Below are 24852 nucleotides of genomic sequence, written 5' to 3'. Positions count from 1 at the left end.
CCTGAAAAGATAACGGATAAGGTTCCGGTTTGGATGACAGTAATTTTTTCCTCATATGCTCTTAAGCTAAAAAAACCTGACCAATTATGATCAGGTTTCGTGCTCATACTTGAAATTCTCCAACGAGCTGGGAGAGTTCATCAGACAGAGCTTTCAGACGGTCGGAGGAGGCTGCCACCTCTCTTATGTTTTCAGAAGACTGGTGCACAGAAGCGGAAACTTCTTCAATCCCTGCCGCTGACTCCTCAGAAACAGCAGCAACTTCTTCTGCCGCCCTGTTGACGAGCACCATCCCGCTTGCAATTGTTTTCATATAATCGTCTACATTGGCTATCTTTTCATCAAGCTTTCGGATCGATTTGGTGATCATCTCAAATGATTCACCTGTTTGCTTAATAGAGGAAGCAGAATCTTTTACACGGAGCTGTCCGCTGTTTAACGTGGCTGCCACATTTTTGGAAACGTTCCTGAAGTCTTCAACAATCCTTGTAATATCGGATACAGAAGCCGATACCCCAACAGCGAGTTTCCTTACTTCATCCGCAACAACGGCAAATCCCTTGCCATGCTCTCCTACTCTCGCAGCTTCAATTGCAGCATTGAGAGATAAAAGATTCGTCTGTTCGGCAATTTGTTCAATGACCGTAACAAGCGCAGCAATTTCTTTTGTTTTATCATCCAGATTCATGACTTCTGCTGCAGAAGTATTCATCACACCCATGATGTCATTCATTCTGGCAGAGGATGAATTCATCTGAACAGATCCCTGTGAAACTAAATGCATCACTTCATGTGATGACTTCCTCATAAAGGCGCCTTCTTCATTCGCTTTTTCGAGCTGCCTTGAGAAGTCATCCATTTGAGATGCGATGTCTGATGAAGCATGGGACTGCGCAGATGAACCTGCAGCAAGCTCCTGCATCGTTGCAGATACATGCCTGCTTCCTTCATTGACTTCGACGGAAGCTTTGTTTAACTCTCCGCTTCGCACTTGCAGTTCTTCAGATGCTTTTTTAATTTGGCGGACCATGTTGTTCATCTTTGTTTTCAGCTCATTTTGGGAAGCGGTCAGCTGCCCGATTTCATCCCGCCCACCATATTCAAGGTCTGGCGCAGCAAGATTCCCGGCTGAAATCTCATGTGAGAAGCGGATGACACGGTTAAAATGCCTGATAATCATTCTTTGAACGACGAACGTAATCGCTCCTGATAGAACAATAGAAACAACAAGGGCTAAAAGCAAAGTGAAAGCAATCTGTTCCATGCTGCTGCGGGAATCCTCTGCCGCATCATTTCTTTCTTTGTTTTTCAAGTCCCGGAGCTCATAAAGTGCTGCAATAGTCTCATCTCTGAGTACATTCGCTCTTTCTCTAGCCTGGCTTAATGTCTGCGCATTGTTCTGTTCGACTGCAGGCATAACCGTTATGTAAAAGAGATCATTTAACATTTTGTCATTTTGAATCATCTTCAAGTATAACGCTGTTTCTTCTGGATCATTGAATTCTCTCTTGCTTTTTTCTCCTGCATCCAGCAATTTCTTTCTCTTATCAAGATAGTTTTCTTTGTTTTCGTCTGTGGGATTAATGATGTAATCAGCAATGGCAATATCCATCGACCGGAAAATCGAACCCATCTCAGTGATTGTGCTTGCACTTGTGCTCAATTTGTCCATTTCTGATATATGTTCGTCCACTCTGCTCAGCTGTGCAAACGTTACCATCATTGAGATCGCAAAGAGAAGAATGCACATCATAACAGAAAAGCTGAACTTCCAGCCAATTTTGATATTTCTCCAGAACATGACCGCTTTTTTCATATGTTTAACCCCTTTATTCTTTATCTACGTTTACTATCGGAGGCAGAAAGGAAATGTTTAATCTTCAAATAAGTCTATTTTCATAGGTCTTATTATTCATATCATTCTAGTATTTTGGTATAATGGATTTATTATGAAAAAAGGGGATTTGTTCATGCATGCGTGTTCGTTTTGTTATCAGTCTTTTCCAATCAGCCCGGCTGGTTTCTTAACTATCAAAAATACAGACTCAGTCTATACGAGCTTCCTGGAATCCTCCGGTTTTACGATCAAAGGTGACGGAAGATTCGAGCTTGCCTATTCAACTAAAGATGAACTCAAAGAGAAAATCCTGCCTTTAGCTTCTTTTTTTGCAGACAAACCATGGGTTGCAGCCATTCATCCAGGCATGGCTGAAGAAAAGACATCTTTCCATGATCTCCAGTTAGTCTGTGCCCACATTATGAATGAGGAGACTGTCCATCTTATACAAAACGGAACATTTGTCAGCCATCTCCAGCCTATCATCCATGCACAAAGCGGCAGCCTTTACGGATATGAATCATTGCTCCGTGCGATGAATCAGGAAATCTCTCCATACCGGCTCTTTCAAACAGCCGTCGAAACGAATATGCAGTCAGTCCTTGATAAAAAGGCAAGGGAAGCGGCGATTAAAGCTAAGGCAACTCATATTCCTGCAGGAATTAAAAGCTTTATTAACTTTCTGCCTTCCACCATTTATAATCCGGAGTATTGTCTGAAGCATACCTTTGATATCGTAAAGAAATACGGGGTTTCACCGCAGGATCTAGTCTTTGAAGTCGTTGAAACGGAAAAAATAGAAGATGTCGTTCATTTAAAAAAAGTGCTTAACGTTTACAGGGAGAATGGAATGAAGGTGGCTCTCGATGATTTAGGGGCAGGATATGCCACCCTTGATATGCTTCATGAGCTGCAGCCTGACTATGTAAAAATTGACAGACATTATATTTCGAACTGCCACAGCGATACAGAAAAACAGGCTTTCGTTTCAAACGTTATAGCCATCGGCAAAAAGCTCGGCATTCAGGTGCTTGGCGAAGGTGTTGAAACGGAAGAAGAGTTTGCTTTTCTTAGAGAGAAAGGGATTGATTTTATACAGGGCTACCTTATAGGCAAGCCAAGTGCAAAACCGGTTATTCCAATGATATTAGCCGGATGAGAAAACTGAAAAAAGCAGCGGAATCACCTCCCGCTGCTTACCTTTTTGACGCTCTGTATCCTGCCTGAACGGCTTCTTTTTCAGAACAGAACAGCTCCTCTTCATCCGTCACGTCATAATACTGTCCGTCCGGCAGATGATAGATTTTCTCTCCTGAGGAAGAAATGTTCCCTTTAATATCGCATGACTCGTTCTTGCTTTCTGCAGGAACTTCCTCTTTTTCTTGGATTTCCCTGAACCCCTCGTCTTCAGCGGCATAGTTCTCAATGCTCCATATTCCGATTTCGCTTTGTTGAGCCTGCTTTTGCAGCTCATAAAACCGGTCTACATGTTTTGTGTTCGGAGCATACACATATCCCACTCTTGCCAGGCCTTTTTCAATCAGCATTTCATTAAACATCTTTCCGTCTACATGGAGATAAACAAGGAGACGGCCGTATTTGTCTCTCTCGCCAACATCAAGTTCAAGCTTAACTTTTTTTCCTGAGAGCGTGTCTTTGGCAAAGCGGCTGGCTTCAGGGCCAAACGGCTGAACCGGTTTGTTCGGATGAACGGTTTCAGGTGTGTCAACCAGCAGGAGACGAAGCGTTTCTTCTCTTCCTTCTGCCGTTACTTTTACCGTGTCTCCGTCAATCACTTTTAAAACTTCGGCTTCGATAAACGCTTCAGAACTGCTTTCTTGTGCATCCTGCTTTTTTTCTTCCTGTACTTCAGGTGCAGCGGCGTCTTCTGTTATTTCTTCTTTTTCATCCTGCATAACAGCAGGCTGTCCGGTTTTGGGCTGCTCTGCCGCCTCATCCGAGCAGCCTGCTGAGAGCATGGCTCCGAGCAGGAGTGCAATCCATTTTTTCATTTCGTTCTTCCCCTTTTGTAAAATTGAGCCGATCCTTCAAACGGCATAAATAAACCGCACATGCAGTGCGGTTTATGGCTCTTACGAAATAATTTGCAGGTCTTTTGGGAATTTTGTCAGGGTTTCATGGCCTTCTTTTGTAATGCAGACATCATCTTCTATGCGGACTCCGCCGATTTCAGGAACATAGATGCCCGGTTCGATCGTATAGACCATCCCCTCTTTAAGCACGCCGTTATTTGTATGGCTAATAGACGGGTACTCATGAACGCTGATGCCAAGCCCGTGGCCAAGACGGTGAGGGAAATACTCGCCGTAGCCGGCATTTGTAATCACATCACGTGCAATCTGGTCGAGATCTCCGATTCTGGTGCCGGGTCTGCTTGCATCAAGCGCCTGCAGCTGGGCGTCAAGAACAGTCTGATAAATGTTTCTCTGCTCGCTGCTGACAGATTTGTAAGCTAGTGTCCTTGTAATATCCGAGCAGTACCCATCAAGAACAACCCCCATATCAAACAGCACAAAATCTCCGTCTTTTAAAGGGGCAAGTCCAGGATTTCCATGAGGCTGGCCTGATTTTTTCCCGAAGAGAACCATCGTTGAAAAGGACATTTCGCGGATTCCTTTCCGCTTTAGTTCATATTCGATTTTAGCAAGAACGTCCATTTCAGAAACGCCTTCTTTTAAGGACTGAACACCGACTTCAACACCGTAGTCGGCAAGTTCTGCTGCCTGCTTCAAAATGGCAAGCTCCGTTTCATCCTTTACAAGACGAAGCTCATTCATAATCTCTTCAGCTGATACTAAGGCTGCATCCGGAAGAATCTTCTGAATTTCTTCTGCTCTGGAAAAAGGAAGCAGCTCTTTTTCAACGGCTGCCTGCTTCATGTTCTGCCGGCCTCTTTTTTGTATGGCCGTTTTTACTTTTTCCCATGGATTTTCATGATCGGCATATCCGATGATTTCACCTTCAAAACCTGCGTCTCTCGCCTGGGAGACTTCCATGCCGGGACAAATGAAAAACGGTTCGGCCTCTTTAAATACAAATAACCCCATTAACCGCTCATGAGGATCAGTGTAAAAATTTGTCAAGTAAAAAATATTTTCTGTTGACGATATAAACGCAGCATCTGTGTTCTGCTCGTTAAGCCAATCGCCGAGTTTTTGGAGTCTTTCTTTCTTCATCCGCACTCTCTCCTTCATCTAAATATCTCTTCTCTATCATAAGCCAATTTTATCAGAACTTAAAGAAGGCGGTTTGACTTTCGCTTCCGGAGTATGAACTTTTTTCGTCTTTCTTTTAGATAAAGCCCGGTTCAGACGGATCCTGTTGTACCGCTGAATCATGATAAACGGCAAATTGAAGCAGGCAGCATACAGTCCATTGATAAGACCTGCAGCAGGAGTGTTCCAAATAAAAAACAGCACAAAGACAATAAGCTGCATCCAGTGGGACAGCTCTCCCCTTTTTGTTTCAAGGACGAAGCGTTCCATGTCTTTTGCCGCATGCAGGTGTTTTTTTGAAAAACCGCCCGGAAACAAACCTCCTGCTTCAGGCATTCTGTCTTTCCATTTTTTAATCATCAGCCGTTCATAAAGTCTGCCGCTTTTCTCAACGGTTTTTTCATTCCACATCCAGTTAAACCGGCAAACCTGGCGGCTGTCCATTTTGCTTGTCAGCAAAGAAACAGAAAGGTGGATGCCCACCCATGCTGCTATATTCACGAATAGTGACTCTGCACCTGTAAGCAAGCTCACTTAGCATCCTCCTTTACAATAATTTTTCTCCCTTTCCAGGATGCTGATTTGCTGATGAAGGTCCGCCAAAATGAAGTGATGAAAACAATCATGAAAAAACCTGCATGAAAAGGAAAGAACAGAGCGGTGGTAATGCCGAAAGAGCCAATTTTTCTCACCGTTATCCAAATATGCAGAACAGCGGCAGCATAAAGAAGAGTATACACCTCCAGCCACTCACCCATAGGGAACTCAGTCAAAAAGGATAAACATCCGGCCACCCAGAGCACAAATGGAAGCAGAACCTTCCAATCCGTTGCCTTCGCTCCGCTTGCAAATGTTTTTGAAAAGCCCGCAATAAGAGATGCGGGCCCGTCCGGATACATTCTCATAGAAAGAGCGCCTTTTCCGCTCATGCAGCGGACAGGTTCTCCTGTCCGGCTTATACGGACGGCAAATTCCATATTTTCAGCGACCTTGTCTTTAATGATGCCGTGGCCGCCCCATTTAAAATAATCTTGTTTTGTACAGATCATGCACTGTCCAAACGCACCGTATGAAACACCCTTTCTCTGAAGAAAACGAAAAGCACCCATAGCAGAAAAAGCTGCCAAGTGGAAAAAAGCAGAAAGTGATTCGTATGGCTTATGAATGCTGTGATACGGATGAACGGACAGAATTCCCGAAGCTCCCTGATCAAGAAATGCAGCGGCCGTTTTTCCCGCGCCGAACTCCTCAAAAAAAGTATCTGCATCAAGGAACATGAGCCACTCTCCTTTAGCTTTCTTTGCCCCCGAAAAGCATGCCCATGATTTTCCGAGCCATCCTTCCGGAGGTTCCTCCGCATGCATGACTTCTGCTCCGCATGCAGACGCAATTTCTGCTGTTTTGTCTTCTGAACCATCATCCACAACAAGTATTTCGGCCGGATATTGGCCTTTCAGTGAATGCAGCAGTCTGGCGATATTCTGTTCTTCATTTCTTGCAGGAATTATAATAGAAAGCCTGCTTAGAGAATCTTTATCTCCTTTTTGCTTCTCAAGAGTATGAATTCTATATAGAAGGTAAAGGCCGGCAGCTATACCGGCTGTCATCGTAAACATGCACATCACACTTTCATAATGGAATGATCTGTCCCGCCTACATGCGGACAGCTGCCCATTCTCCTGTCAAACTGGTTTAAAACGAGCTTTTCAGGGCAGAATGGATGTCTGTAAAGACTGGTCATTAGTTTAGTCAAATTAGAAGAATTTCATAAGGAGGGTTTTCGATGAATAAGAAAGCAGTGATTATCGGCGGCGGGCTTGGCGGGCTGTCAGCGGCAATCAGGCTCCGTTCAGACGGCTATCATGTCACAGTGGTGGAGAAAGGAGAGCGTGTCGGCGGCAAACTGAATATGCGCGGCGGACTCGGCTATACCTTTGATACAGGCCCGTCTATTTTAACAATGCCCTGGGTGCTTGAAAAATTATTCAAAAGCGCCGGGCGGAATCTATCAGATTACCTGACAATTAAAAGGATTGAGCCGGGCTGGAGAACATTCTATGAAGACGGGACAACGATTGATTTAACAAGCGATTTGCCGGTGATGCTTGAGGAACTGAAAAAAGTTTCAGAAGAAGATGCAAACGAATTCTTTGATTACCTGCAGTATTGCAGTAAAATGTATGAATACAGCATGAAGAGCTTTTACAGCAAAAGCTTATCCGGCCTGAATGACCTCCGCTCTCTGCACAGCGTAAAAGAACTGCTGATGATGGAACCGCTGAAATCAATGGACGGCGTCACACGCAAACATTTTAAAAACAAGAAAATCAGACAGCTGTTTAATTTTCTGATTATGTACATAGGCTCTTCGCCTTACCATGCCCCTGCCGTTCTTTCGCAGCTGACTCATGTCCAGCTCGGGCTTGGCGTCTATTACGTCGAAGGCGGCATGTACAACATTGCGCTGGCCATGAACAAGCTGCTGCATGAACTCGGTGCTGATATTCTGCTGAATACCAAGGCAGAGCGGATTGTCACTGATGGCTCAAGAGCAGCCGGCGTCGAACTTTCAGATGGCAGATTCCTTCATGCCGACATTGTCGTATCCAATCTTGAAGCCATTCCTGCCTACAATACGCTTCTTAAAGACAAAGCCGGCAGCAGCCAGAAGGCGTCAGATCTCCAAAAATATGAGCCTACCGTATCAGGCCTAGTCATGCTTCTTGGAGTAGACCGGATGTACGAAAATCTGGCCCATCATAATTTCTTTTTCTCGGAAGATCCGGAAAAAGAATTTCATCAGATTTTTAATGAAGGCAAGCTTGCAGATGACCCGACAGTTTATGTCGGCATCTCGTCAAAATCTGATCCGACTCAGGCTCCAGCCGGAAAAGAAAACTTGTTTGTCCTTACTCATGTGCCTCCTTTGAAAGAAGGAGAAAACTTTGAATTCAGAAAAGAAACGTACAGGGCACAAATCCTTGATAAGCTGGAACGCATGGGGATGACAGGGTTAAGAGAGCACATTGAATTTGAATATACCTTTACGCCAAACGATCTTCAAAGTTTATACGGCGCAAACGGCGGCTCGATTTACGGAGTCGCTACAGACCGGAAGAAAAACGGAGGGTTTAAAATTCCGAGCAAAAGCACGCTGCTTGAAAATCTGTATTTTGTCGGAGGTTCCACCCATCCGGGCGGCGGAGTGCCGATGGTCACCCTTTCCGGACAGCTGACCGCAGACCTGATAGCAGAACACGAAAGCAAAAAGCCTCAAATCAATCAAGACAAAGAAATTTCCTGAAGATGCAAAGAAGGATAAGCACTGAGCTTCATCCTTCTTTTGCCTTTTGCCCTTATTGTATATATGTATAAAAGGATGTGTTTCCATGCTTCTTATGTTTGAGATTTTCCTTGCCTGTCTTCTCGCCTGGACCATACTTAATTCTCTTTTCATGCCGTCTTTAAAAAAAGGGTCGACCGGAGCCACACCTTTAGTCTCAATCTTAATCCCCCTCCGCAATGAGGAAAAAAATGCAGAAGATCTCGCCGCATCCCTTAAGAACCTGTCCTATCCAAACCTTGAAATCATCATGCTCGATGATCAGTCGACTGACAGGACAAAAGAAATATTGTCGGATGCAGCCAAGAATGACAGCCGGTTTAGGATTGTGACAGGTTCAGACCTGCCTGATGGATGGGCAGGCAAAGTATTTGCCTGTCATCAGCTGAGCAAAATGGCATCAGGGGACTATTATTTATTTCTTGATGCAGATGTACGCGTTCATAAACATACGATTGAAAGTTCACTCGCCTTAATGAAACAAAAAAAAGCATCCATGCTTTCCGGTTTTCCCCGCTTTCCGGTCAAAACGATTCTCGAAAAATGGCTTGTGCCCATGCAGCATCTCTTAATCTATTTTCATCTTCCGCTTTACCTTGCCAATCACACGTCTATGGCAGCTGCATCCGCTGCACACGGAGCCTTTATCATGTTTGAAAAAAACGCATACCTCAAGTTCGGAGGACATCAGGCGGTTAAAGACGCCATAGTAGATGATGTGGCTCTTGCAAAAATCACGAAACAAAACGGATATCGCGCAGTACTTGCGAATGTCACGGAATATGTCACCTGTTATATGTATGACAGCAATAAAGCTGTTTGGGAAGGATTCAAAAAAAACATTTTTCCGGGGTTTGGGCGATCGATTGTGATTGTCATACTCTTTTCGCTGTTTTACGGAGCAGTCTACCTGTTTCCTTTTTTTCTAGCACTCTATGGAATCACAGAACTGATTCAGGGGAAAATGAACCTGCATCTTTTTGTCCCTTACCTGCTTATCGTACTCCAAAAAGCATACATCGACTTGCGCAGCAGGCAGACACTGGCTTTGTCCCCTGCCATTCCGTTTTCGGCAGCAGCCTTCCTGCTGCTCCTTTATGCGTCCATGTTTGCTTCTATTAAAAAAACCGGCTATACCTGGAAAGGAAGAACCTATGATTAATCCTACATAAAAAGAAATCTTCCGCACTTTTGCACATTCCCAAGGTTTACCTCTCTGAGATCAGGGAATGTAACAAGTAACTTAACCAGGAGGTGCAAGAAACATGTCAAACCATCAAGTAAAAGACGAGTCAATTCAAACTGAAAAGATTGAGAACAAGCTGGATTCTATGAACAATGAAAAAATGGACGCGATCCTGAGAGACTTTGAAGAGTTTAAATCGTACTTAGGGGATAAAGTTGAAGCCGGGAAACGCCTCGGACTGAGTGATGAGATGCTGGCCAAAGGCGCTGAAAAAGTAGCCGGTTACCTTGCCAATAACGTAGAACCTAAAAACAGCGAAGAATATCTTCTCCATCAGCTTTGGAAAGTCGGAAATGATGAAGAAAGACATTACCTTGCACACATGCTTGTGAAACTGGCCAACGAAACGAATTAACATCTCAAAAGCGGAAGCGCCTTGGTCAGATCCGATAGGCAGATAAGAATCTGTCAGAAAAGTCCGGGCTTGACTTTTTTGACAGATTTGTTCTGACAGAGGATCTAGGCGCTTCCGCTTGCCGAGGATAACTTTGTACTATTATCCTCAACCTTTTACTCTTTATAATTTCCTTAATGAGAAACAGAAAACATCCATCCAGGCAGCCTGGATGGATGTTTCTATTTTAATGAAGTAAGATCCTTTTTAACATCCGTCAATAAAGCATTTCCTGCGCGAGATACAATGACTTTTGCATACTTCGCCGAGCGTTCAAGCTCAAGCCCGGTACCTTCTTCCACAAAAAACGATTCAATGCCGAAATGCACACTGTCATAGCCATTGTATTTCCCTGTGAGATAGACGGTGTCCTGTTCAGGCTCTCCCATGTCGGCCGCCCTTCCAATGACAGGCTCTCCCACCGGTCTGTAAACCCCGCTACTGTCCTTCTTCACTTTAACAGTGACAACCGTGCCGCTTTTGATGGTTTCATCTCCTTCAAAACGGCCGGCTTCATATCGAAGCTGCACATAATCTCCCTGCAGCACAGATCTCGGATCCAGCGGTTCAAGCTGAAGAATGACAGACGTTCCTTCTTTTAAGGCAGTTTCATTGGCAATAGACTGATAACCCGTGAATCCCAGCTGCAGAAGAACAACAGCTGCAATCATCGCCCATCTCTTTTTTGAAAAGGCAGATTCCCCTGCTCTATTCTCCCGGTCAAAGTAACGGGCAGCTGCAAACAGCACCACGCCAATAATCAGGAACGTGACCGATTTATGCAGCAGCTTCCAGGCAAAGTCATAATATAAGCCTGTTAAAAACAGAATAAAAAACACCCAGGCTGCATTTCTCTTAAACACTTCCTCCTTTTGCTGATAAATGACCAGTGCTGCAAGATTCAGTCCAAAATACAAGATCTGATAGACAAGTGTTTCCCGCCAGTCCGTACCCCAGAACGCTGCAGGATACAACAGCAGAAATCCATATGCCAGAAACACACTGTCAAGCTTTCGCAGAGGCTTGAACGGAACCAGCAAAAGGGCAAATTGGAAGAGTGACATGGCTGCAAGAATCACTCTGAAATGATCAGTCCACTCAAAATGCACAGAAAACAAGTTAAGCAATAAAGCGAGCACGAATGAATAAGAGAGAAATTGAAGGAAACCTTCTCTTTCAATCAGGAGGATGACTGCTCCCGCTATTAGAAAAAGATAAACAGCCGCTGTATCCATGATGGTGATGACCCCAAGAGCTGATAAAAATCCTGTAATGAAAAGCGTATACCTTGCTGCAGGATTTACTGTTTTCAGCACTGCAGCCAAAATCAGAAACACCATACTCACGATTGCCAAAGCATATGAGGACTCAAATATCAGATAAAGCAGGCCGGCCAAGCTTGATGACAGCAAAATGGAAGATGTGAACGTGATAATCACAATCAGAATATTTTTAGACACTTTAAACGCTGCCGAATCACTTGATGCCTGTTTAGATGCTTTGACTGCTGCAAAAATTCCGGCACCCAAAAAGATAAGAGCCAGAAGGATGGAGAAAAAGTAAAAACTGAGTCCTCCAAGCTGGTCTGACAGACGTATGCTCATCTCAATATATTTTGATAGAACATAGATGCCCGCCATCGTGAAGCCAATAAACGTCAGGGCCTGATTTCCCGCTTTTTTCATGAATGAAAAATAGCTGAACAGAAGAACGGCAAGGAACAGGCCATTCATCCAGAGGCTGTAGGTTTCAAACACATAGTAAAACGACATGATGATCAAAAAGAGGTGAACGACAGCAAACGCACAATATTCAAGCACCTTCAGCCCCAGTGACCTCGCAAGAAAGAAGACCACTCCGTTTAACAGCACGATTCCAAGATAGATAAGGAGCTGCTCGTATTCCGTCCGGTAAAGAAAGATGCTTGACGGATAGAGATAAAACCAGTACGAAAGCATAAACAGCACGTAGGATAATATAGCAAAAGGCTGATAGCTGGTAATAACAGCAAGCAGCAGGGATGGAATCAGCCATATGACAAACAGGAGATAACTGTCTGCATGTGAATTGTAAATCTGCCCGATCAAAGCAACGGCAGCTCCAAAGGACACCGCTCCGCCAACCAGCAGCCATCTGGTCAATTCCGATCTTTTCATCCATTTTCCAAAAAGAAAGCTCGCTCCATAAAATAAAATCATAATACCTGCTGCAAGGGCGGTCTTTTCAGTTCGTTCAAACCCTCCCCAATTCGACGCAAAGAAAAAGATAATGCCCGAGAGAATAAAAACAATTGATGCTGCATAGCCAAGCGGGATAAGTCTGTTCATCTTTCATGCCCCTTCCTTTTACACGTTCTCAAATATTACGGGAATTTCGCGTTGATAGTGTAATATTACACTTTTTTCTATATTGTGTAAATATGACATTTGATTACTGATTTCGAGTCAGTTCACATGGTCTATTACTGGATAATCATTATTTTAGAACCTCATCATAGAGTCTGGTGTAAAAAAGGAGATTTTCCATTGAAAGCGAATACATTTTAGAGCACACAAGTACAAAAAATGGAGGGATGAGAATGAAAGCAGTCATTTCGCTGTCGAACAGGCTTATGCAACGTTACTTGCCCGACCCGTATTTATTCGTCATTATTCTAACTCTTGCCGTTTTCGCCCTTGGCATTACCTTTACGCCGTCCACTCCTCTTCAAATGGTGGAATTCTGGGGAGGCGGATTTTGGGGCCTGCTCAGTTTTGCGATGCAGATGGTACTCGTTCTTGTAACAGGACATGTACTTGCAAGCAGCCCGCTTTTTAAAAAGGGGCTCAGCGCAATGGCTTCCGCTGCAAAAACACCCGGTCAGGCGATCGTTTATGTAACGACGGTCTCTATGATCGCAAGCTTTATCAACTGGGGTTTCGGACTTGTCATCGGAGCGCTTTTTGCAAAGGAACTTGCGAAAAAAGTAACAAATGTTGACTATCGTCTGCTGATAGCGAGTGCATACAGCGGATTTGTTATTTGGCATGGGGGAATATCAGGTTCAGTTCCGCTGACGATTGCAACAGAAGGCCATTTTGCACAGGATCTGATTGGGCTGATTCCGACATCCGAAACCATTTTTGCCCCATTCAACCTAATCATTGTGGCAGTGTTGTTTATCGCGCTTCCGCTTGTTAACAGAATGATGATGCCGGTTAAAGAGGAGACCATATCAATTGATCCTGCTCTTTTGAATGAGACAGGCTCTGAAGCTGCTTCGCTTGAGTTTGCGTCTCACACTCCGGCTGAAAAGGCTGAAAACAGCAAAATCATCTCAATGGTCATTGGAATAATGGGCCTGATCTACCTTATTTCTTATTTTATGAAGAATGGATTTCTGCTGAACCTGGATGTAGTAAATTTCATGTTTTTATTTTTGGGCATCTTGTTCCACGGCACTCCGAGGAATTTCCTGAATGCTGTGGCAGAAGCCATTAAGGGTACTTCGGGAATTATCATTCAGTTTCCGTTTTATGCAGGCATAATGGGGATGATGGTCACATCCGGACTCGCTGCGGTCATTTCAGAAGGCTTCGTTTCCATTTCAAATCAGCAGACATTCCCGGTCCTTGCCTTCTGGAGCGCCGGACTTGTCAATATCTTTGTCCCATCAGGCGGCGGACAATGGGCGGTTCAGGCACCCGTTATGATTGAAGCTGCCAAAGCACTCGATGTATCCATGCCGAAGACGGCGATGGCCGTTGCCTGGGGTGATGCATGGACGAATATGATTCAGCCGTTCTGGGCGCTTCCCGCCCTTGCCATAGCAGGTTTAAAAGCAAAAGACATCATGGGCTACTGTGTTTTTGTGCTCCTTATCAGCGGTGTCATCATTTCACTCGGATTTTTCTTTCTATAAGGTTTCGACCGTTCAAATGGCGATACACATTTTTCACAGCATATGATTTTATGTATAATGAATGGTGGAGTCTGTTCTTACCCAGTTAAGGAGATGTTCGCATTGCTGAAATGGATGAAACGCAGAATAGTCCTACTTTTATGCCTTGCCGGTTTTGCTTCGCCATTTATCTTTATTCAATTAACAGATTGGTTTTATTACAGCTCGCTCATTGGCTGGATTCTTGGCTTTATCTGCATTTCATCCGCTTACGTCATTGTAAGCAGACGGCCGGATGAAGAACCGGCCGGAGAACAGTAGTTGGTCGGAACAAAAGCGCAAGCGCCAAGACCCGCTCCGATAGGCAAATATGAATCCGGCGGAAAAGTCCGGTTCCCGCCTTTTTTGACGGATTTATTCTGACAGAGGATCTAGGCGCTTCCGCTTGCCGATGATAACTTTGTTATGTTATCCACAGTCTTTTATTCTTTATGATTTTCTGAACGACAAAAAAACGGACGAAAGCATTTCGTCCGTTTTTTCATGCCTTCAAAAGGCGAAGTCCATTTAATATAACCAGGATCGTGCTGCCTTCATGTCCTATGACGCCAAGGGGCAAATCAAGGATTTGAAGGAAGTTTGAACAAATAAGCAGGGCGATGACAGACATGGAGAAGACAATGTTCTGCTTTACGATACGGTCCATTTTTTTTGAAAGCTCAATCGCTTTTTTCAGCTTTGTCAGGTCATTTTTCATCAGAACAACATCTGCTGTTTCAAGAGCCACATCCGTTCCTTCTCCCATTGCAATGCCGACATTGGCAGCGGCAAGAGCAGGGGCATCATTAATGCCGTCGCCGATCATGGCGGTCTGTCCGTATGTTTTTCCGAGGTTTTTCACTTCGTTCACCTTATCATCAGGCAGACATTCTGCCACATACTGATCCACATTTGCAGCTTCAGCAATTGATTTTGCCGTAGATTCATTATCTCCTGTAAGCATAACCGTATGGATTCCTGCTTCTTTCAGTTCCCGTATAGCCGATACAGCGTCATGTCTTAAGCCATCCTGAAGACAAAGAACGGCTGCAAGAGTCTGCTCTTTTTTTACATAAACGACTGTTTTCCCTTCTTGTGCCTTTTTCAGTCCGAATTCAGTCAGCTGATTTTGCGGTTCATTCTGATCTGGCTTTCCAATACTCCATTTATCACCTTTCCATACAGCGCTCACACCAAAGCCGGATTGCTCCTGAACTTCGGCCATTCCAGTCACCACATGAGGATATTCTTTTTCAACATGCTTGACAATCGCTTTTGCCAGGGGATGATTTGACTGCTTTTCAATAGAAGCTGCGGCAGACAGAACATCTGCCTCATTCAGCTCTTCAAGGATCAGCACATCTGTTACTTGCGGTTCTCCCTTCGTCAAAGTCCCTGTCTTATCAAAAGCGATGACCTTCAGTTTGCTCAGGCGCTCTAAGTGAACGCCTCCTTTGAAGAGAAGTCCGTTTCTGGCTCCATTGGAAATGGCAGACAGCGTTGCCGGTGTAATGGATGCAACAAGTGCACACGGGGACGCAACAACCATCAGGACCATGGCGCGGTAAAAGCTTTCGCTGAAGCTCCAGTCAAGCAGGTAGTGGGGCACAAACATCATGAGGGCAACTGCTGCTAGAACCCCTTTTACATACGTTCCTTCAAATCGTTCAATAAAAAGCTGGGATGGTGACTTTTCAGACTGTGCGGATTGCACAAGCTCAATAATTTTCTTAAAAAGCGTTTCATCGCTGTTTTTTGTAACAGCAACTGTGATGGAACCGCTCAAGTTCACGGTCCCTGCATAGACGGTATCCTCCGTCTTTTTCTCGACAGGAATGGATTCTCCAGTTATCGCTGCCTGATCGATGCTTGTTGTTCCTGAGACCACTTCCCCGTCTGTTGCTATCCGCTCACCGGGTCTTACAACAATTCTGTTTCCCACTTTGAGTTCTGATACATGAACTCTTATTTCTCTGCCGTCTTTCAGCAGTGACGCTTCTTCAGGCTGAAGCTCCATGAGGGCAGATAGCTCTCTTTCACTTTTATTCATTGTAAACGTTTCGAGAGCACCGCTCAGCGCGAAGATGAAAATTAAAATCGCTCCCTCTACCCAATAGCCGATAACGGCTGAACCGATTGCTGCAAACACCATGAGGAGTTCAACATTAAGCTTGCGGTCTTCAATCGTTTCTTCAATGCCTTCTTTGGCTTTAGCATATCCTCCTATAATGAATGCCGATATGAACAGGGCAGCCGTAAAAGGGGTATCTCCCTGCTGTGTCTGCAGAAGCCATCCACAAAGGATCAGCAATCCCGATAGAAGTGCTGCTATAAGTTCGCCGTATTCTTTTATTCTATCAATCATTGATTTCCCGCCATGTGCGAGCGCATTTTCATTTAAGCTCATTGTAAGCCTCCTTAATTGAGAATCATAATCATCATCATTCTCTTGTATAAAACACAAATGCTGCCCTCTGAGCAGCAGTATCCGCCAATAAATAAAGATTTCAACTAGTGTATGTTTTATTATAACAAAATGTCACCGAAACTCAACTAAAAATTATTATAATTTCTTTTTAATAATAATTATCATTTAGGTTGTGTTTCCACCGAAAGTCCATTCATACAAATTGTTCCGGTAACCGGCCTTTTTTTAAAAAAAAATCCACTTTGGAAAAGGATTCCATTAAAACATGGAGAAAAAAGGAAGTAAGGAGGTGGGATAATTGTATGATTCAAGGGGAAAATGTCCTTCTCAGAAGGCTGAACCATGATGATATCCCTATATTATGGGAGTTTATATACGGTGAAAAAGATCCGGAGTGGAAGAAATGGGATGCTCCCTATTTCCCTGTCGGCTTTATGACAAGAAGAGATTTTGAAAAGGAGAAAAAAAGAGAAGCAAAAGATTTGTATTCAAATAAAATGTATATTGAAGCAAACGGACGCCTTATTGGAATGGTGACATACTACTGGGAGCACCAGCCTTCTAACTGGCTTGAGGTGGGGATTGTCATTTACGAGCCGTCCAACTGGCACAAGGGAGCAGGCACAGAGGCCTTAAAGCTCTGGATCCGGCATTTATTTGAAAAATACAAGCTCATCAGGATCGGCTTATCCACCTGGTCGGGCAATACAAGGATGATCAGGGTTGCAGAAAAAACAGGCATGCGGGAAGAAGGCAGGATCAGAAAGTGCCGATTTTACAATGGCGTTTATTATGATGCCATTAAGATGGGCATGCTGCGGGAAGAATGGCTGTCTTTTTCATTAAAAAATGTATAATCCCTCTTCATGAGTCCCAAAATAGATAGTGGTTTCTATCTATTTTCTTGGCGAGGTGAACGCTTGATGGCATTAGTTGTTATTTGCAGAAGCTGCAGCGGGTCAGGCAAGGTGAAGATAAATTCCGTTCTTCCCTTATCCCGGACATGCCGTTCATGCAGCGGATCAGGCAAGCTTCAGGAATTCACATACAAAAGCTGAACACTAAAAGTGGCTGGGACAGAAAAAAAAAGGGTGAATTTGATTATAGACTAGTCAAATTCATCCTTTTTTGATTTCATTTGTGTTTATTTATGCAAGATGATTTTATAATCTGATACCAGATCTCAATAGCGTACGATTGGCCTGCTTTGTAGGGTATAATCATCGGCCGTTATAAAAATAGCATAAGATAGATGCGTTATCATACGGTATAATTTCCAACCGGTTTTCAAACAGCATAAGATACACGCCTTTTTGTTTCACAGATTTCAACATGTTCTATGTTTTGTCCGAGTCTTTTTCCATGCTACTTTAAATTGACCAGCACATTCCATACAAAGAATAACAAACCCGCGACAACTGCAAAGGAGCCGGAAATGGTCAGGAAAAGAAGGCTTCTGTTTCCTGATACAGCAAACACAAGGCCAATCATCATACAAGGCAGGCCGATGTTATGCAGCCAAAAATGTGCTTTTGCCAGAAAATGATCCGTCAGCTCAGGAAATAAATAATACAGAATACCCGCAATGGTCAGAGTCGTCCAACCGAGAAGATTCACGTGTGCATGAACCGGCGCAAGCACATAGTCATGGGCCATAGACATGTACAAACCGAGGAACAGCCCGGCAGCCAGGTACAGCGCTGAAATTTTAATGGTTCTGATTCCCATATTAAAACCTCCCGCCTGGAATTTCTTCTCCCTAACTTTACGCGTCTTTTTCCTCTTTAGAAATTGTCCTATTCATTTTTTACATGAACATGCCCACAAACGCAGCTGTAATGAAGCTTGCGAGGGTCCCGCCGATAATTGCCTTGAATCCGAGCTTTGAAACGAGCGGGCGTTTTGACGGTTCGAGCGAGCCCAGTCCGACAATCAGCTGTCCAATTGAGGAAAGATTGGCAAAGTTGCATAGCGCAATTGACAGAATGGCCGTTGTTTTAGGAGAAAGCTCATCCATCGACTTGCTTAAATCCATGAAGGCAACAAATTCATTGACTGACAGCTTTGTTCCAATAATGGAAGCCGCTTTAAAGGCATCATCAAACGGAACGCCTATCATCAGGGCAAGCGGATAAAATACGTACCCGAAAATTTCGGACAGATCCGTTCCAAGAAGTCCAAGTCCCCCGTTGACAAGGGCCAGAATACTGATAAAAGCGATAAGCAGTCCCCCGATATTAAGTGCGAGCGACACCCCGCTCACTGCACCTTCTGCAATGGCCTCAAACACGTTGGCATGCTTCGTTTTTTCCATCATCACATTGTCATTTGTTTTTGAAACTTCTGTCTCAGGTTCAAGAAGTTTTGCTGTAATCAAGGAAACAAACGGAACACTGAAAACCGAAATCAGCAAATACTTCATCTCAATGCCCATCAACGAATAACCGACAAGGATGGCTCCGCTGGCCGATGCGGTTCCGCCTACCATGACTGCAAACAGCTCCGAACGGGTCAGATCCTTCAAATAAGGACGGACAAGAAGCGGTGCTTCGACAAGGCCAAGAAATGAATTGCCGACAGCGCTGAACGTCTCAACCTTTGTTGTCCCAAGCAGTCTGCCGATTGAAAGGCCGATGATTCTTACGACAAAAGGAATAATTCTCATATAATAAAGGGCCGATATCAGTGCAGAAATAAAAATGATGACCGCTAAAACATTAATGGCAAAAACAAACGTAATGTTCGTTTCTTCCCCGTAGAATCCCCCGAATACAAATTGAATTCCCTCAGAGCTGAAATCAATCATTTTCTGAACGCCTAAAGCTGTTTTTTCGAGGATAAAGGCCCCTGCTTCTACTTTAAGGACAAACAGGATAAAAACAGTCTGAAGCAATAGTCCGATGCCGATTGTTTTCCAGTTAATGCTTTTGCGGCTGCTGCTGAGGAGCCAGCCAAGAAACAAAATGCCTGCAAGTGATAGTATTCCATATAAAATGCTCAAGTTGTATGCCCCCATTTTTCGTAATCATCAGCCGTTTTCCTTAGTAAATCATTTTGGCGGTCGGATGTCTGACCTCTTTACTGCCGAAAAAAAAGAGACCGCAGTTCATCTCTCTACAAAGAAAGCTTGAACAATGGCCTCTGAAACTGGACGATCCGTTCGTACTTTCCCTATAGTCCGGCACTTTAAGGCTGCCAGGTAGAAACTTATGGACCATATCTCCATGATTATATAAGGAAAACGTATGAAGTTATTTCTGTATTTTACGTTGGACAAAGGACTTTTTCAACCCGCTCCGTTATTTGCAGACTAGAAAGTTTATTTTGAATCATCGGTAAACATTGTCTCTCCTTTTTGTCAGCCATACGGTAATGCCTATTTTCTGGCAGATTGTAAAATAGTGCATAAACGTCAGGAGCACAATGCCCGTGTTCATGCCAAGTATAATGCCGGTCATGTGAAGCGACTCTCTCGAACCAAGGAAAAACATCATCGCAAACGAAACGATATGCGACCAGAGCGTATGATAAAAAGCATCTTTTACAAGCCCGAGACCTATTAAATAAGCCTGCATGGGGATGACGAAGAAGTGAAACAGAAAATACGGCCAGAGCAGTTTCAAATAAAAGGCTGCCTGATCAGATGAAAAGAAAAGACTTGTCAGAGGCTCAGCAAACAAATAAATAATGAAAACCGCCGGAACCCCGTAAAGCATAGTAAAGGACATGGACTGCTGCAGAAGATTGCGCAATGTTTTTATATCCTTTTGAGCATAAGCATCCGATACTGTCGGTATAAGCATGATCATGAGAGAGTGAGCGATAAATGCAGGAAAAAAACCAATGGACATCGCAACGCCTGTCAGCATGCCGAAATGCTCTGTTGCGGCGGCTGCCCCGAATCCGGCGGCCACAAGAGCTGTCTGGATCAGAAAAGGCTGGATGGCATTTGTTATCGCATGAAAAATTCTCAGTCCGGTTGTCGGCAGGGAGACAGAAAGCAGTTTTTTCCGGGCTTCTGTTCCTGTAATTGGAGTAAAGCTCCCCCGCCTGAGTGCGTGCATGTGAATCATGAACATGCTTGTCAGGTAGAGAAAAACAATCAGTTCGCTGCCTATAAAGGCACACAGAGCAATTAGAAGAGCCTGCTGGCTAAAGTTAAATACAGAGAAAACACAAAGCAGTACGGTGAATTGGACGGCTTTTCTCAGGAAATTGGACACCGCAATCTTTCCCATCTGCTGCACACCCATAAAGTATCCGCGGGCAATGGATGAAAATGAGGCAATCGGGATGAGCCCTATAAACAGCCATTTGACTGCGGGATGAAAGCCATCCAGCAGCGGTGTGGCCGTAAAAAGGATATAAGTCCCTGCCAAAACAGTGAATGTGACGGCAGCCGTCATTTTCAGGGCATGCTGCAGCATGCTGTAGTGAAGAACTTTCTTATTTTCTGCTATGTATTTTGAAATTGAAATGGGAAGCTCAAGACTTGCCAGTACAATAACCAAAAAGATAACAGGCAAAATGGACATATACCTTCCCATGCCCTCTTCTCCAAGTTCTCTCGCAAGAATCATGTTGACGAAGAATTCGATGCATTCACTGAAAAAGGCTGCGACGATTAATAACAATGTTCCTTTAAAAAAAGAATTCATGCTGCTCCCCCCTGCTAACAGGATATGAGACAAGGCATGAAATTATTTTAGTATTTAGGACACTTATTCAATCACGCCTGTTTCTGTGATGGTGACAGAGGGCTTAATTTTCACAGAAAGCTCAGGATAGGTCTCTTTCCAGTCTTTTTGAGTAAATCCTCTTACTTTGCTTTTGATAATATCGTGCATTCCTAACGGATCGACATTCTGTTCCTTAAATTGCTCAATAAGCTCTAGCGACTCTTCAGCAACAACCTTCTCGAACGCTTTTTCCATCTCATTTTTAATTTTTGGCGTAATCATTTTGCCGGTATACTGCTGGACAAAGCCGTTAATTTTCACTTCTATCGTAATCTTTGAAGGGTCACCTTTATCAAGCCTTACTTTTCTGTCTGAAGAAATCGTTTTTATGGCTACCTGGTTTTTGTCAGGAAGCTTTAAGGCATAGGAGCCCTCTGTAAATTTATCAGCAATCAATTTAAAGAAAAACAATTTTTCATTAGGAATTTCACCTATCATTTTGTCGTCTTTAAACAGGGCAAGTCCATCAATTTCAACAGAACCTGCTTCGTTTTTCTTTAAAATCGGCAAATACGGATCAGAGTCATTGGAATACAGATCATAAAGAAAAATATGAAGATTTGTTTTGGGGACATCCCGGTTTTCAATGTTATGCTTGATCAAATTTGAGATATACGGAGCCGCTCCTCTGTTTCCAAATTCAGATTCCATAATTTCATTTGCATTTTCACGGCCCACGGTGAGATAGACTCTTGATCCTACGCTGGCATCCCTTTGAAGCGTGTCCACAAGATTTGTAATCCCTTTTTTTGCAACCTCTTCTGAATAAATAACGACAGATATCTTTCCGAGCACAAGCGGATCAGAAGATTTCCGCTGGAGATGGGTCAAAATGTCTTTGCTCACTTCTGTTGAGGACGTATCTTCAATAATCTCGCTTTCGACGGGGGCATCCTGTGTGTAAACAGGAATAATGACCGTGCCCTTCATCATGTCTGAGCTCTCCATGTCATACCCGACAACTGTAATAATGTTCACATCATCAAGAATTTCTTTTTCAAGGCATCCTGTAAGGAACAGAGGAATAAGGACAATCAGCCATTTACGCTTTTTCACTTTTTTTGCCCCCTTTTTTTAGTTTCCTGTATATAAGAGTGCATAAATAAAGCATTGGAATATAGCCTATAAAAACGTAAAATCCTACTTCCCCCAGAAATGAATTCAGCGTATTGATCTGCTCACGGCTATTCATGAAGTTGATACCGGCATAGCTGACAGCAAGAACAATCAAAATGGTGTATTTTTGCTTAACTTTCAACAGCTGTTTCATCCCTCTGCTTGCACACCATAACGTCAGACAGACATTTGGAAGAATGACGAGATTCCAGTTGGCAATACCAATATACTCAAACCTCTCTACAAAAGGCATCTCGACAATTTTCCAGATTGTAAGGGTTGCCCACACATTTTTCTGCAGCTGCTCTTCACTGAAGTAGATGATGCTGAACAGCATAATGATCAAATAAAGAAGAGTCGTGACAGCCACACCCGCATGAGCCCACTTTATTGATTTTTCAGGTTTTTTTATAAATGGATAGTACATGAACAGTGCTTCGAAACCAATAACAGTTAGAGACATGTTTTTCGTGCTTTTTAAAAGATCCGTTATGGAATGGTCAAAAACCGGCATCAAATTGTTGAAATTGGCAAATTTCAGTGTGAAAAGATAAGTCAATATTAAATAACTCGGAAGAACGACTCCAAAAAAAGCGATGCCTGCCACCACCCTGAATCCGCCACTTAATATGTAATAAGCGAGGACGAGAAAGAGGAAGCTGTAGAGCCAGACATTTAAGTCAGGAAACATCCACACCTGGATGACTTCAATAAACGTTCTTAATACATTGGTGGCAAGACAGGTAAAGTAAATGATAACCACAGCATTGAGAGCATTTCCAATCCATTTCCCAAAAAGCTTTTTCTGCACATCAAGAATGTTGCCTTCTTGATCTTTAAGTATCTGATAGATCAAAAACACTGCGATATGGACTGCAAGCCCTGATCCAAGGACAGCAATCCAGGCGTCGTGCCCGGAATCAAGAGAAATAAAGCGCTGAAATCCGAGTACACCTACACCGAATTGCAGGGCGTGTATCAGGTAGAAAACCATATATGGCGAAACCTGATAGCGTTCGGCAATTTTTTTCAAGTCCGGGACACCTCCTTTATGCAGCCTACTCGTCAATGTCGTGTTTCTGATTGGCTTGTTTTGATGAAAATTTATCCGGCTTTTTCGTTCTGAGAGCAAGCGGTCTTTTGCTTAATGTTGAAAATGGAAACCTGATAATGGCATCCTTCAGATCCCTTGCTCTTGCCGGGAAAATCGGCACCAGAAACGGGCGGCCAAGTGATGTAAGCCTGAGAAGATGGGCGGCCAGAAAACAAAAGCATAAAACAATGCCCAGGAGACCATATACTTGGGCAAACAGTAAAAACGGAAATCTGAGCAGCCGGATTGTATTGCCCATTTTATAAACGGGCGTCGTGAAAGAAGCAAGGGCTGCCAGGGCAACGATAATAAGCAGGACATTACTTGTCAGGCCCGCTTCTACTGAAGCCGTCCCAATAACAATCCCTCCAACGATGCCGATTGTCTGGCCGACTTTTGTAGGGAGCCTTGCTCCAGCTTCCCTAAGCAGTTCAATCGTCAGCTCGAGAAAGAGAGCTTCCAGTATAGGAGGCAGCGGAATCTCCCTCCTGGATGTTACTAGTGTGCTGAGCAAATCTTTCGGAATCAGTTCATAATGAAAGGTCAGAGTTGCTACATATACCGGTGTAACCAATATGGAGAAGGCAACTGCAAAAACTCTTATAAGCCTGAAGAAGGATGAAAGAACCCAGTTTAAATAATAATCTTCAAAGGATGAGAAAAATTCTATAAGCGTCGTCGGTCCAATCAGAACCTGAGGAGATCCGTCGACAACTACAGCTACCTTCCCTTCAGAGAGTACGGCTGCAACCCGGTCAGGCCGTTCAGAATCAAGCACCTGAGGAAACGGCGAGTTATGGTTGTCAGATATGAACTGCGCCACATATCCGCTGTCGCCAATCTGATCATAATGGATGTTTTTCAGTCTTTGTATAACCGTGTTGACGTTTTCTTCATCTGCAATATTATCAATATAAAGAACCGCTGTTTTTGTTTTTGACAAGTCACCTATTTGCAGTTCCTTGACCCGAAGCTGCGGTACCTGTATCCGTTTTCGAATAAGATTAATATTAAATTCAAGTGCCTCGACAAATGCCTCCTTAGGCCCAACTACGCTGAACTCTACTTCAGGAAGAGAGATGTCCCGTGCTTTATTCAAGGTTGATCTGAGAAGAGCACAGGGCGTGCCGTATTCAGTCATGGAAATAATGACGTATCCTTCAAGCAGTTTTTCTGATATAACATCTGTGTCAATTGTTAGGATGACTTCTTCAATCGGCACAACCTCTTTAATCTGCTGCAGACTCGTCCATTTTTCCTTAAGCAGCGGCCCTATTATGCTTTCATGTAAAAGCGTTGGATCTACAACTGTCCTAATGTAGGAAATCCAGAATCTCAGCTCTTTTGCATCGTGCTCATATTGAACAAAATCTGACGACGATTTAAAGCAGGTAATCAGTTCAGCCATTGACTGTTTCGGTTTTCCGTTTTCCTTCATCATCTCGTTCATTCGTTTCACCACGTTTCATGCTCATACTTTCCCTTATATTTCCTCCCTCGG

Annotated in this window: 20 protein-coding genes and 1 riboswitch; of the genes, 7 read left to right on the top strand and 13 right to left on the bottom strand. The window is 43.7% G+C overall.

The window, feature by feature from the left end:
• Window positions 1-103: 103 nt before the first annotated feature.
• Complete coding sequence (locus ACTSEZ_RS03275; RefSeq protein WP_369732785.1) at window positions 104-1816, bottom strand: methyl-accepting chemotaxis protein; 1713 nt, start codon at window positions 1814-1816, stop codon at window positions 104-106.
• A gap of 154 nt (window positions 1817-1970) precedes the next feature.
• Here ACTSEZ_RS03275 and ACTSEZ_RS03270 point away from each other — a divergent pair, with 154 nt between their 5' ends.
• Complete coding sequence (locus ACTSEZ_RS03270) at window positions 1971-2996, top strand: EAL domain-containing protein (RefSeq protein WP_369732784.1); 1026 nt, start codon at window positions 1971-1973, stop codon at window positions 2994-2996.
• Between the two features lie 37 nt (window positions 2997-3033).
• On the opposite strand, the gene ACTSEZ_RS03265 is transcribed toward ACTSEZ_RS03270, so the two are convergent.
• From ACTSEZ_RS03265 to ACTSEZ_RS03250, 4 genes are all read right to left on the bottom strand, one after another.
• The gene (locus ACTSEZ_RS03265; protein ID WP_369732783.1) at window positions 3034-3849 is read right to left on the bottom strand and encodes a thermonuclease family protein; all 816 of its coding nucleotides are present in this window, start codon (window positions 3847-3849) and stop codon (window positions 3034-3036) included.
• A gap of 81 nt (window positions 3850-3930) precedes the next feature.
• The gene (locus ACTSEZ_RS03260) at window positions 3931-5034 is read right to left on the bottom strand and encodes a M24 family metallopeptidase (protein WP_369732782.1); all 1104 of its coding nucleotides are present in this window, start codon (window positions 5032-5034) and stop codon (window positions 3931-3933) included.
• A 36-nt stretch (window positions 5035-5070) separates the two neighbouring features.
• Window positions 5071-5607 (bottom strand): glycosyl-4,4'-diaponeurosporenoate acyltransferase CrtO family protein, encoded by a 537-nt coding sequence (locus ACTSEZ_RS03255; RefSeq protein WP_369732781.1) that lies wholly within the window; start codon window positions 5605-5607, stop codon window positions 5071-5073.
• On the bottom strand, window positions 5604-6689 hold the full coding sequence (locus ACTSEZ_RS03250; RefSeq protein WP_369732780.1) for a glycosyltransferase family 2 protein: 1086 nt from the start codon (window positions 6687-6689) through the stop codon (window positions 5604-5606). Before ACTSEZ_RS03250 ends, ACTSEZ_RS03255 begins: the two co-directional genes overlap by 4 nt.
• A 167-nt stretch (window positions 6690-6856) precedes the next feature.
• On the opposite strand from ACTSEZ_RS03250, the gene ACTSEZ_RS03245 reads away from it, so the two are divergent.
• The 3 genes from ACTSEZ_RS03245 to ACTSEZ_RS03235 all read left to right on the top strand — a co-directional run bounded on the left by ACTSEZ_RS03245 (window position 6857) and on the right by ACTSEZ_RS03235 (window position 10017).
• On the top strand, window positions 6857-8377 hold the full coding sequence (locus ACTSEZ_RS03245; protein ID WP_369732779.1) for a phytoene desaturase family protein: 1521 nt from the start codon (window positions 6857-6859) through the stop codon (window positions 8375-8377).
• 85 nt (window positions 8378-8462) lie between these two features.
• Window positions 8463-9578 carry a glycosyltransferase family 2 protein gene (locus ACTSEZ_RS03240; protein ID WP_369732778.1) on the top strand — a complete coding sequence of 372 codons (1116 nt, stop codon included), beginning with the start codon at window positions 8463-8465 and terminating at the stop codon, window positions 9576-9578.
• A gap of 103 nt (window positions 9579-9681) precedes the next feature.
• On the top strand, window positions 9682-10017 hold the full coding sequence (locus ACTSEZ_RS03235) for a DUF3243 domain-containing protein (RefSeq protein ID WP_029281687.1): 336 nt from the start codon (window positions 9682-9684) through the stop codon (window positions 10015-10017).
• A gap of 221 nt (window positions 10018-10238) precedes the next feature.
• On the opposite strand, the gene ACTSEZ_RS03230 is transcribed toward ACTSEZ_RS03235, so the two are convergent.
• Entirely contained in the window at window positions 10239-12383 is a 2145-nt protein-coding gene (locus tag ACTSEZ_RS03230) for a GDYXXLXY domain-containing protein (protein ID WP_369732777.1), read from the bottom strand.
• Window positions 12384-12634: 251 nt separating this feature from the next.
• Here ACTSEZ_RS03230 and ACTSEZ_RS03225 point away from each other — a divergent pair, with 251 nt between their 5' ends.
• Together ACTSEZ_RS03225 and ACTSEZ_RS03220 are read left to right on the top strand one after the other, a co-directional pair.
• A complete protein-coding gene (locus ACTSEZ_RS03225) occupies window positions 12635-13957 on the top strand; it encodes a short-chain fatty acid transporter (RefSeq protein ID WP_369732776.1) in 1323 nt (440 codons plus the stop codon).
• Between the two features lie 102 nt (window positions 13958-14059).
• Complete coding sequence (locus ACTSEZ_RS03220; RefSeq protein ID WP_051827047.1) at window positions 14060-14257, top strand: hypothetical protein; 198 nt, start codon at window positions 14060-14062, stop codon at window positions 14255-14257.
• Window positions 14258-14477: 220 nt separating this feature from the next.
• Here the strand turns inward: ACTSEZ_RS03220 and ACTSEZ_RS03215 are convergent, their stop codons facing one another.
• Window positions 14478-16382, bottom strand: a complete 1905-nt coding sequence (locus tag ACTSEZ_RS03215; protein ID WP_369732775.1) for a heavy metal translocating P-type ATPase — start codon at window positions 16380-16382, stop codon at window positions 14478-14480.
• Between the two features lie 323 nt (window positions 16383-16705).
• On the opposite strand from ACTSEZ_RS03215, the gene ACTSEZ_RS03210 reads away from it, so the two are divergent.
• On the top strand, window positions 16706-17260 hold the full coding sequence (locus ACTSEZ_RS03210; RefSeq protein WP_369732774.1) for a GNAT family N-acetyltransferase: 555 nt from the start codon (window positions 16706-16708) through the stop codon (window positions 17258-17260).
• Between the two features lie 508 nt (window positions 17261-17768).
• Here the strand turns inward: ACTSEZ_RS03210 and ACTSEZ_RS03205 are convergent.
• The 6 genes from ACTSEZ_RS03205 to ACTSEZ_RS03180 all read right to left on the bottom strand — a co-directional run bounded on the left by ACTSEZ_RS03205 (window position 17769) and on the right by ACTSEZ_RS03180 (window position 24792).
• Window positions 17769-18131 (bottom strand): cytochrome-c oxidase, encoded by a 363-nt coding sequence (locus ACTSEZ_RS03205; protein ID WP_369732773.1) that lies wholly within the window; start codon window positions 18129-18131, stop codon window positions 17769-17771.
• 79 nt (window positions 18132-18210) lie between these two features.
• Window positions 18211-19404, bottom strand: a complete 1194-nt coding sequence (locus ACTSEZ_RS03200; RefSeq protein ID WP_369732772.1) for a NupC/NupG family nucleoside CNT transporter — start codon at window positions 19402-19404, stop codon at window positions 18211-18213.
• A 153-nt stretch (window positions 19405-19557) separates the two neighbouring features.
• A riboswitch (purine riboswitch) is annotated at window positions 19558-19659 on the bottom strand.
• Between the two features lie 73 nt (window positions 19660-19732).
• A complete protein-coding gene (locus ACTSEZ_RS03195) occupies window positions 19733-21061 on the bottom strand; it encodes a polysaccharide biosynthesis protein (protein ID WP_369732771.1) in 1329 nt (442 codons plus the stop codon).
• A 63-nt stretch (window positions 21062-21124) separates the two neighbouring features.
• The gene (locus ACTSEZ_RS03190; RefSeq protein ID WP_369732770.1) at window positions 21125-22198 is read right to left on the bottom strand and encodes a Ger(x)C family spore germination protein; all 1074 of its coding nucleotides are present in this window, start codon (window positions 22196-22198) and stop codon (window positions 21125-21127) included.
• A complete protein-coding gene (locus ACTSEZ_RS03185) occupies window positions 22185-23291 on the bottom strand; it encodes a GerAB/ArcD/ProY family transporter (protein ID WP_369732769.1) in 1107 nt (368 codons plus the stop codon). The genes ACTSEZ_RS03190 and ACTSEZ_RS03185 overlap by 14 nt, the downstream gene beginning before the upstream one ends.
• 25 nt (window positions 23292-23316) lie before the next feature.
• Window positions 23317-24792 (bottom strand): spore germination protein, encoded by a 1476-nt coding sequence (locus tag ACTSEZ_RS03180; protein WP_369733072.1) that lies wholly within the window; start codon window positions 24790-24792, stop codon window positions 23317-23319.
• Window positions 24793-24852: the final 60 nt, after the last annotated feature.

This window comes from Metabacillus mesotrionivorans (assembly GCF_052171315.1).
Classification (GTDB): Bacteria; Bacillota; Bacilli; order Bacillales; family Bacillaceae; genus Bacillus_P.
Note: the sequence above shows the minus strand (reverse complement) of the source record. Positions and strands in the feature narration are given on the sequence as shown.

Excerpts from the sequence above, each read along its gene's own strand:
- ACTSEZ_RS03275 (WP_369732785.1), bottom strand. The coding sequence starts at position 1,816 with ATGAAAAAAGCGGTCATGTTCTGGAGAAATATCAAAATTGGCTGGAAG.
- ACTSEZ_RS03270 (WP_369732784.1), top strand. The coding sequence starts at position 1,971 with ATGCATGCGTGTTCGTTTTGTTATCAGTCTTTTCCAATCAGCCCGGCT.
- ACTSEZ_RS03265 (WP_369732783.1), bottom strand. The coding sequence starts at position 3,849 with ATGAAAAAATGGATTGCACTCCTGCTCGGAGCCATGCTCTCAGCAGGC.
- ACTSEZ_RS03260 (WP_369732782.1), bottom strand. The coding sequence starts at position 5,034 with ATGAAGAAAGAAAGACTCCAAAAACTCGGCGATTGGCTTAACGAGCAG.
- ACTSEZ_RS03250 (WP_369732780.1), bottom strand. The coding sequence starts at position 6,689 with ATGTTTACGATGACAGCCGGTATAGCTGCCGGCCTTTACCTTCTATAT.
- ACTSEZ_RS03245 (WP_369732779.1), top strand. The coding sequence starts at position 6,857 with ATGAATAAGAAAGCAGTGATTATCGGCGGCGGGCTTGGCGGGCTGTCA.
- ACTSEZ_RS03240 (WP_369732778.1), top strand. The coding sequence starts at position 8,463 with ATGCTTCTTATGTTTGAGATTTTCCTTGCCTGTCTTCTCGCCTGGACC.
- ACTSEZ_RS03235 (WP_029281687.1), top strand. The coding sequence starts at position 9,682 with ATGTCAAACCATCAAGTAAAAGACGAGTCAATTCAAACTGAAAAGATT.
- ACTSEZ_RS03230 (WP_369732777.1), bottom strand. The coding sequence starts at position 12,383 with ATGAACAGACTTATCCCGCTTGGCTATGCAGCATCAATTGTTTTTATT.
- ACTSEZ_RS03225 (WP_369732776.1), top strand. The coding sequence starts at position 12,635 with ATGAAAGCAGTCATTTCGCTGTCGAACAGGCTTATGCAACGTTACTTG.
- ACTSEZ_RS03215 (WP_369732775.1), bottom strand. The coding sequence starts at position 16,382 with ATGAGCTTAAATGAAAATGCGCTCGCACATGGCGGGAAATCAATGATT.
- ACTSEZ_RS03210 (WP_369732774.1), top strand. The coding sequence starts at position 16,706 with ATGATTCAAGGGGAAAATGTCCTTCTCAGAAGGCTGAACCATGATGAT.
- ACTSEZ_RS03205 (WP_369732773.1), bottom strand. The coding sequence starts at position 18,131 with ATGGGAATCAGAACCATTAAAATTTCAGCGCTGTACCTGGCTGCCGGG.
- ACTSEZ_RS03195 (WP_369732771.1), bottom strand. The coding sequence starts at position 21,061 with ATGAATTCTTTTTTTAAAGGAACATTGTTATTAATCGTCGCAGCCTTT.
- ACTSEZ_RS03180 (WP_369733072.1), bottom strand. The coding sequence starts at position 24,792 with ATGATGAAGGAAAACGGAAAACCGAAACAGTCAATGGCTGAACTGATT.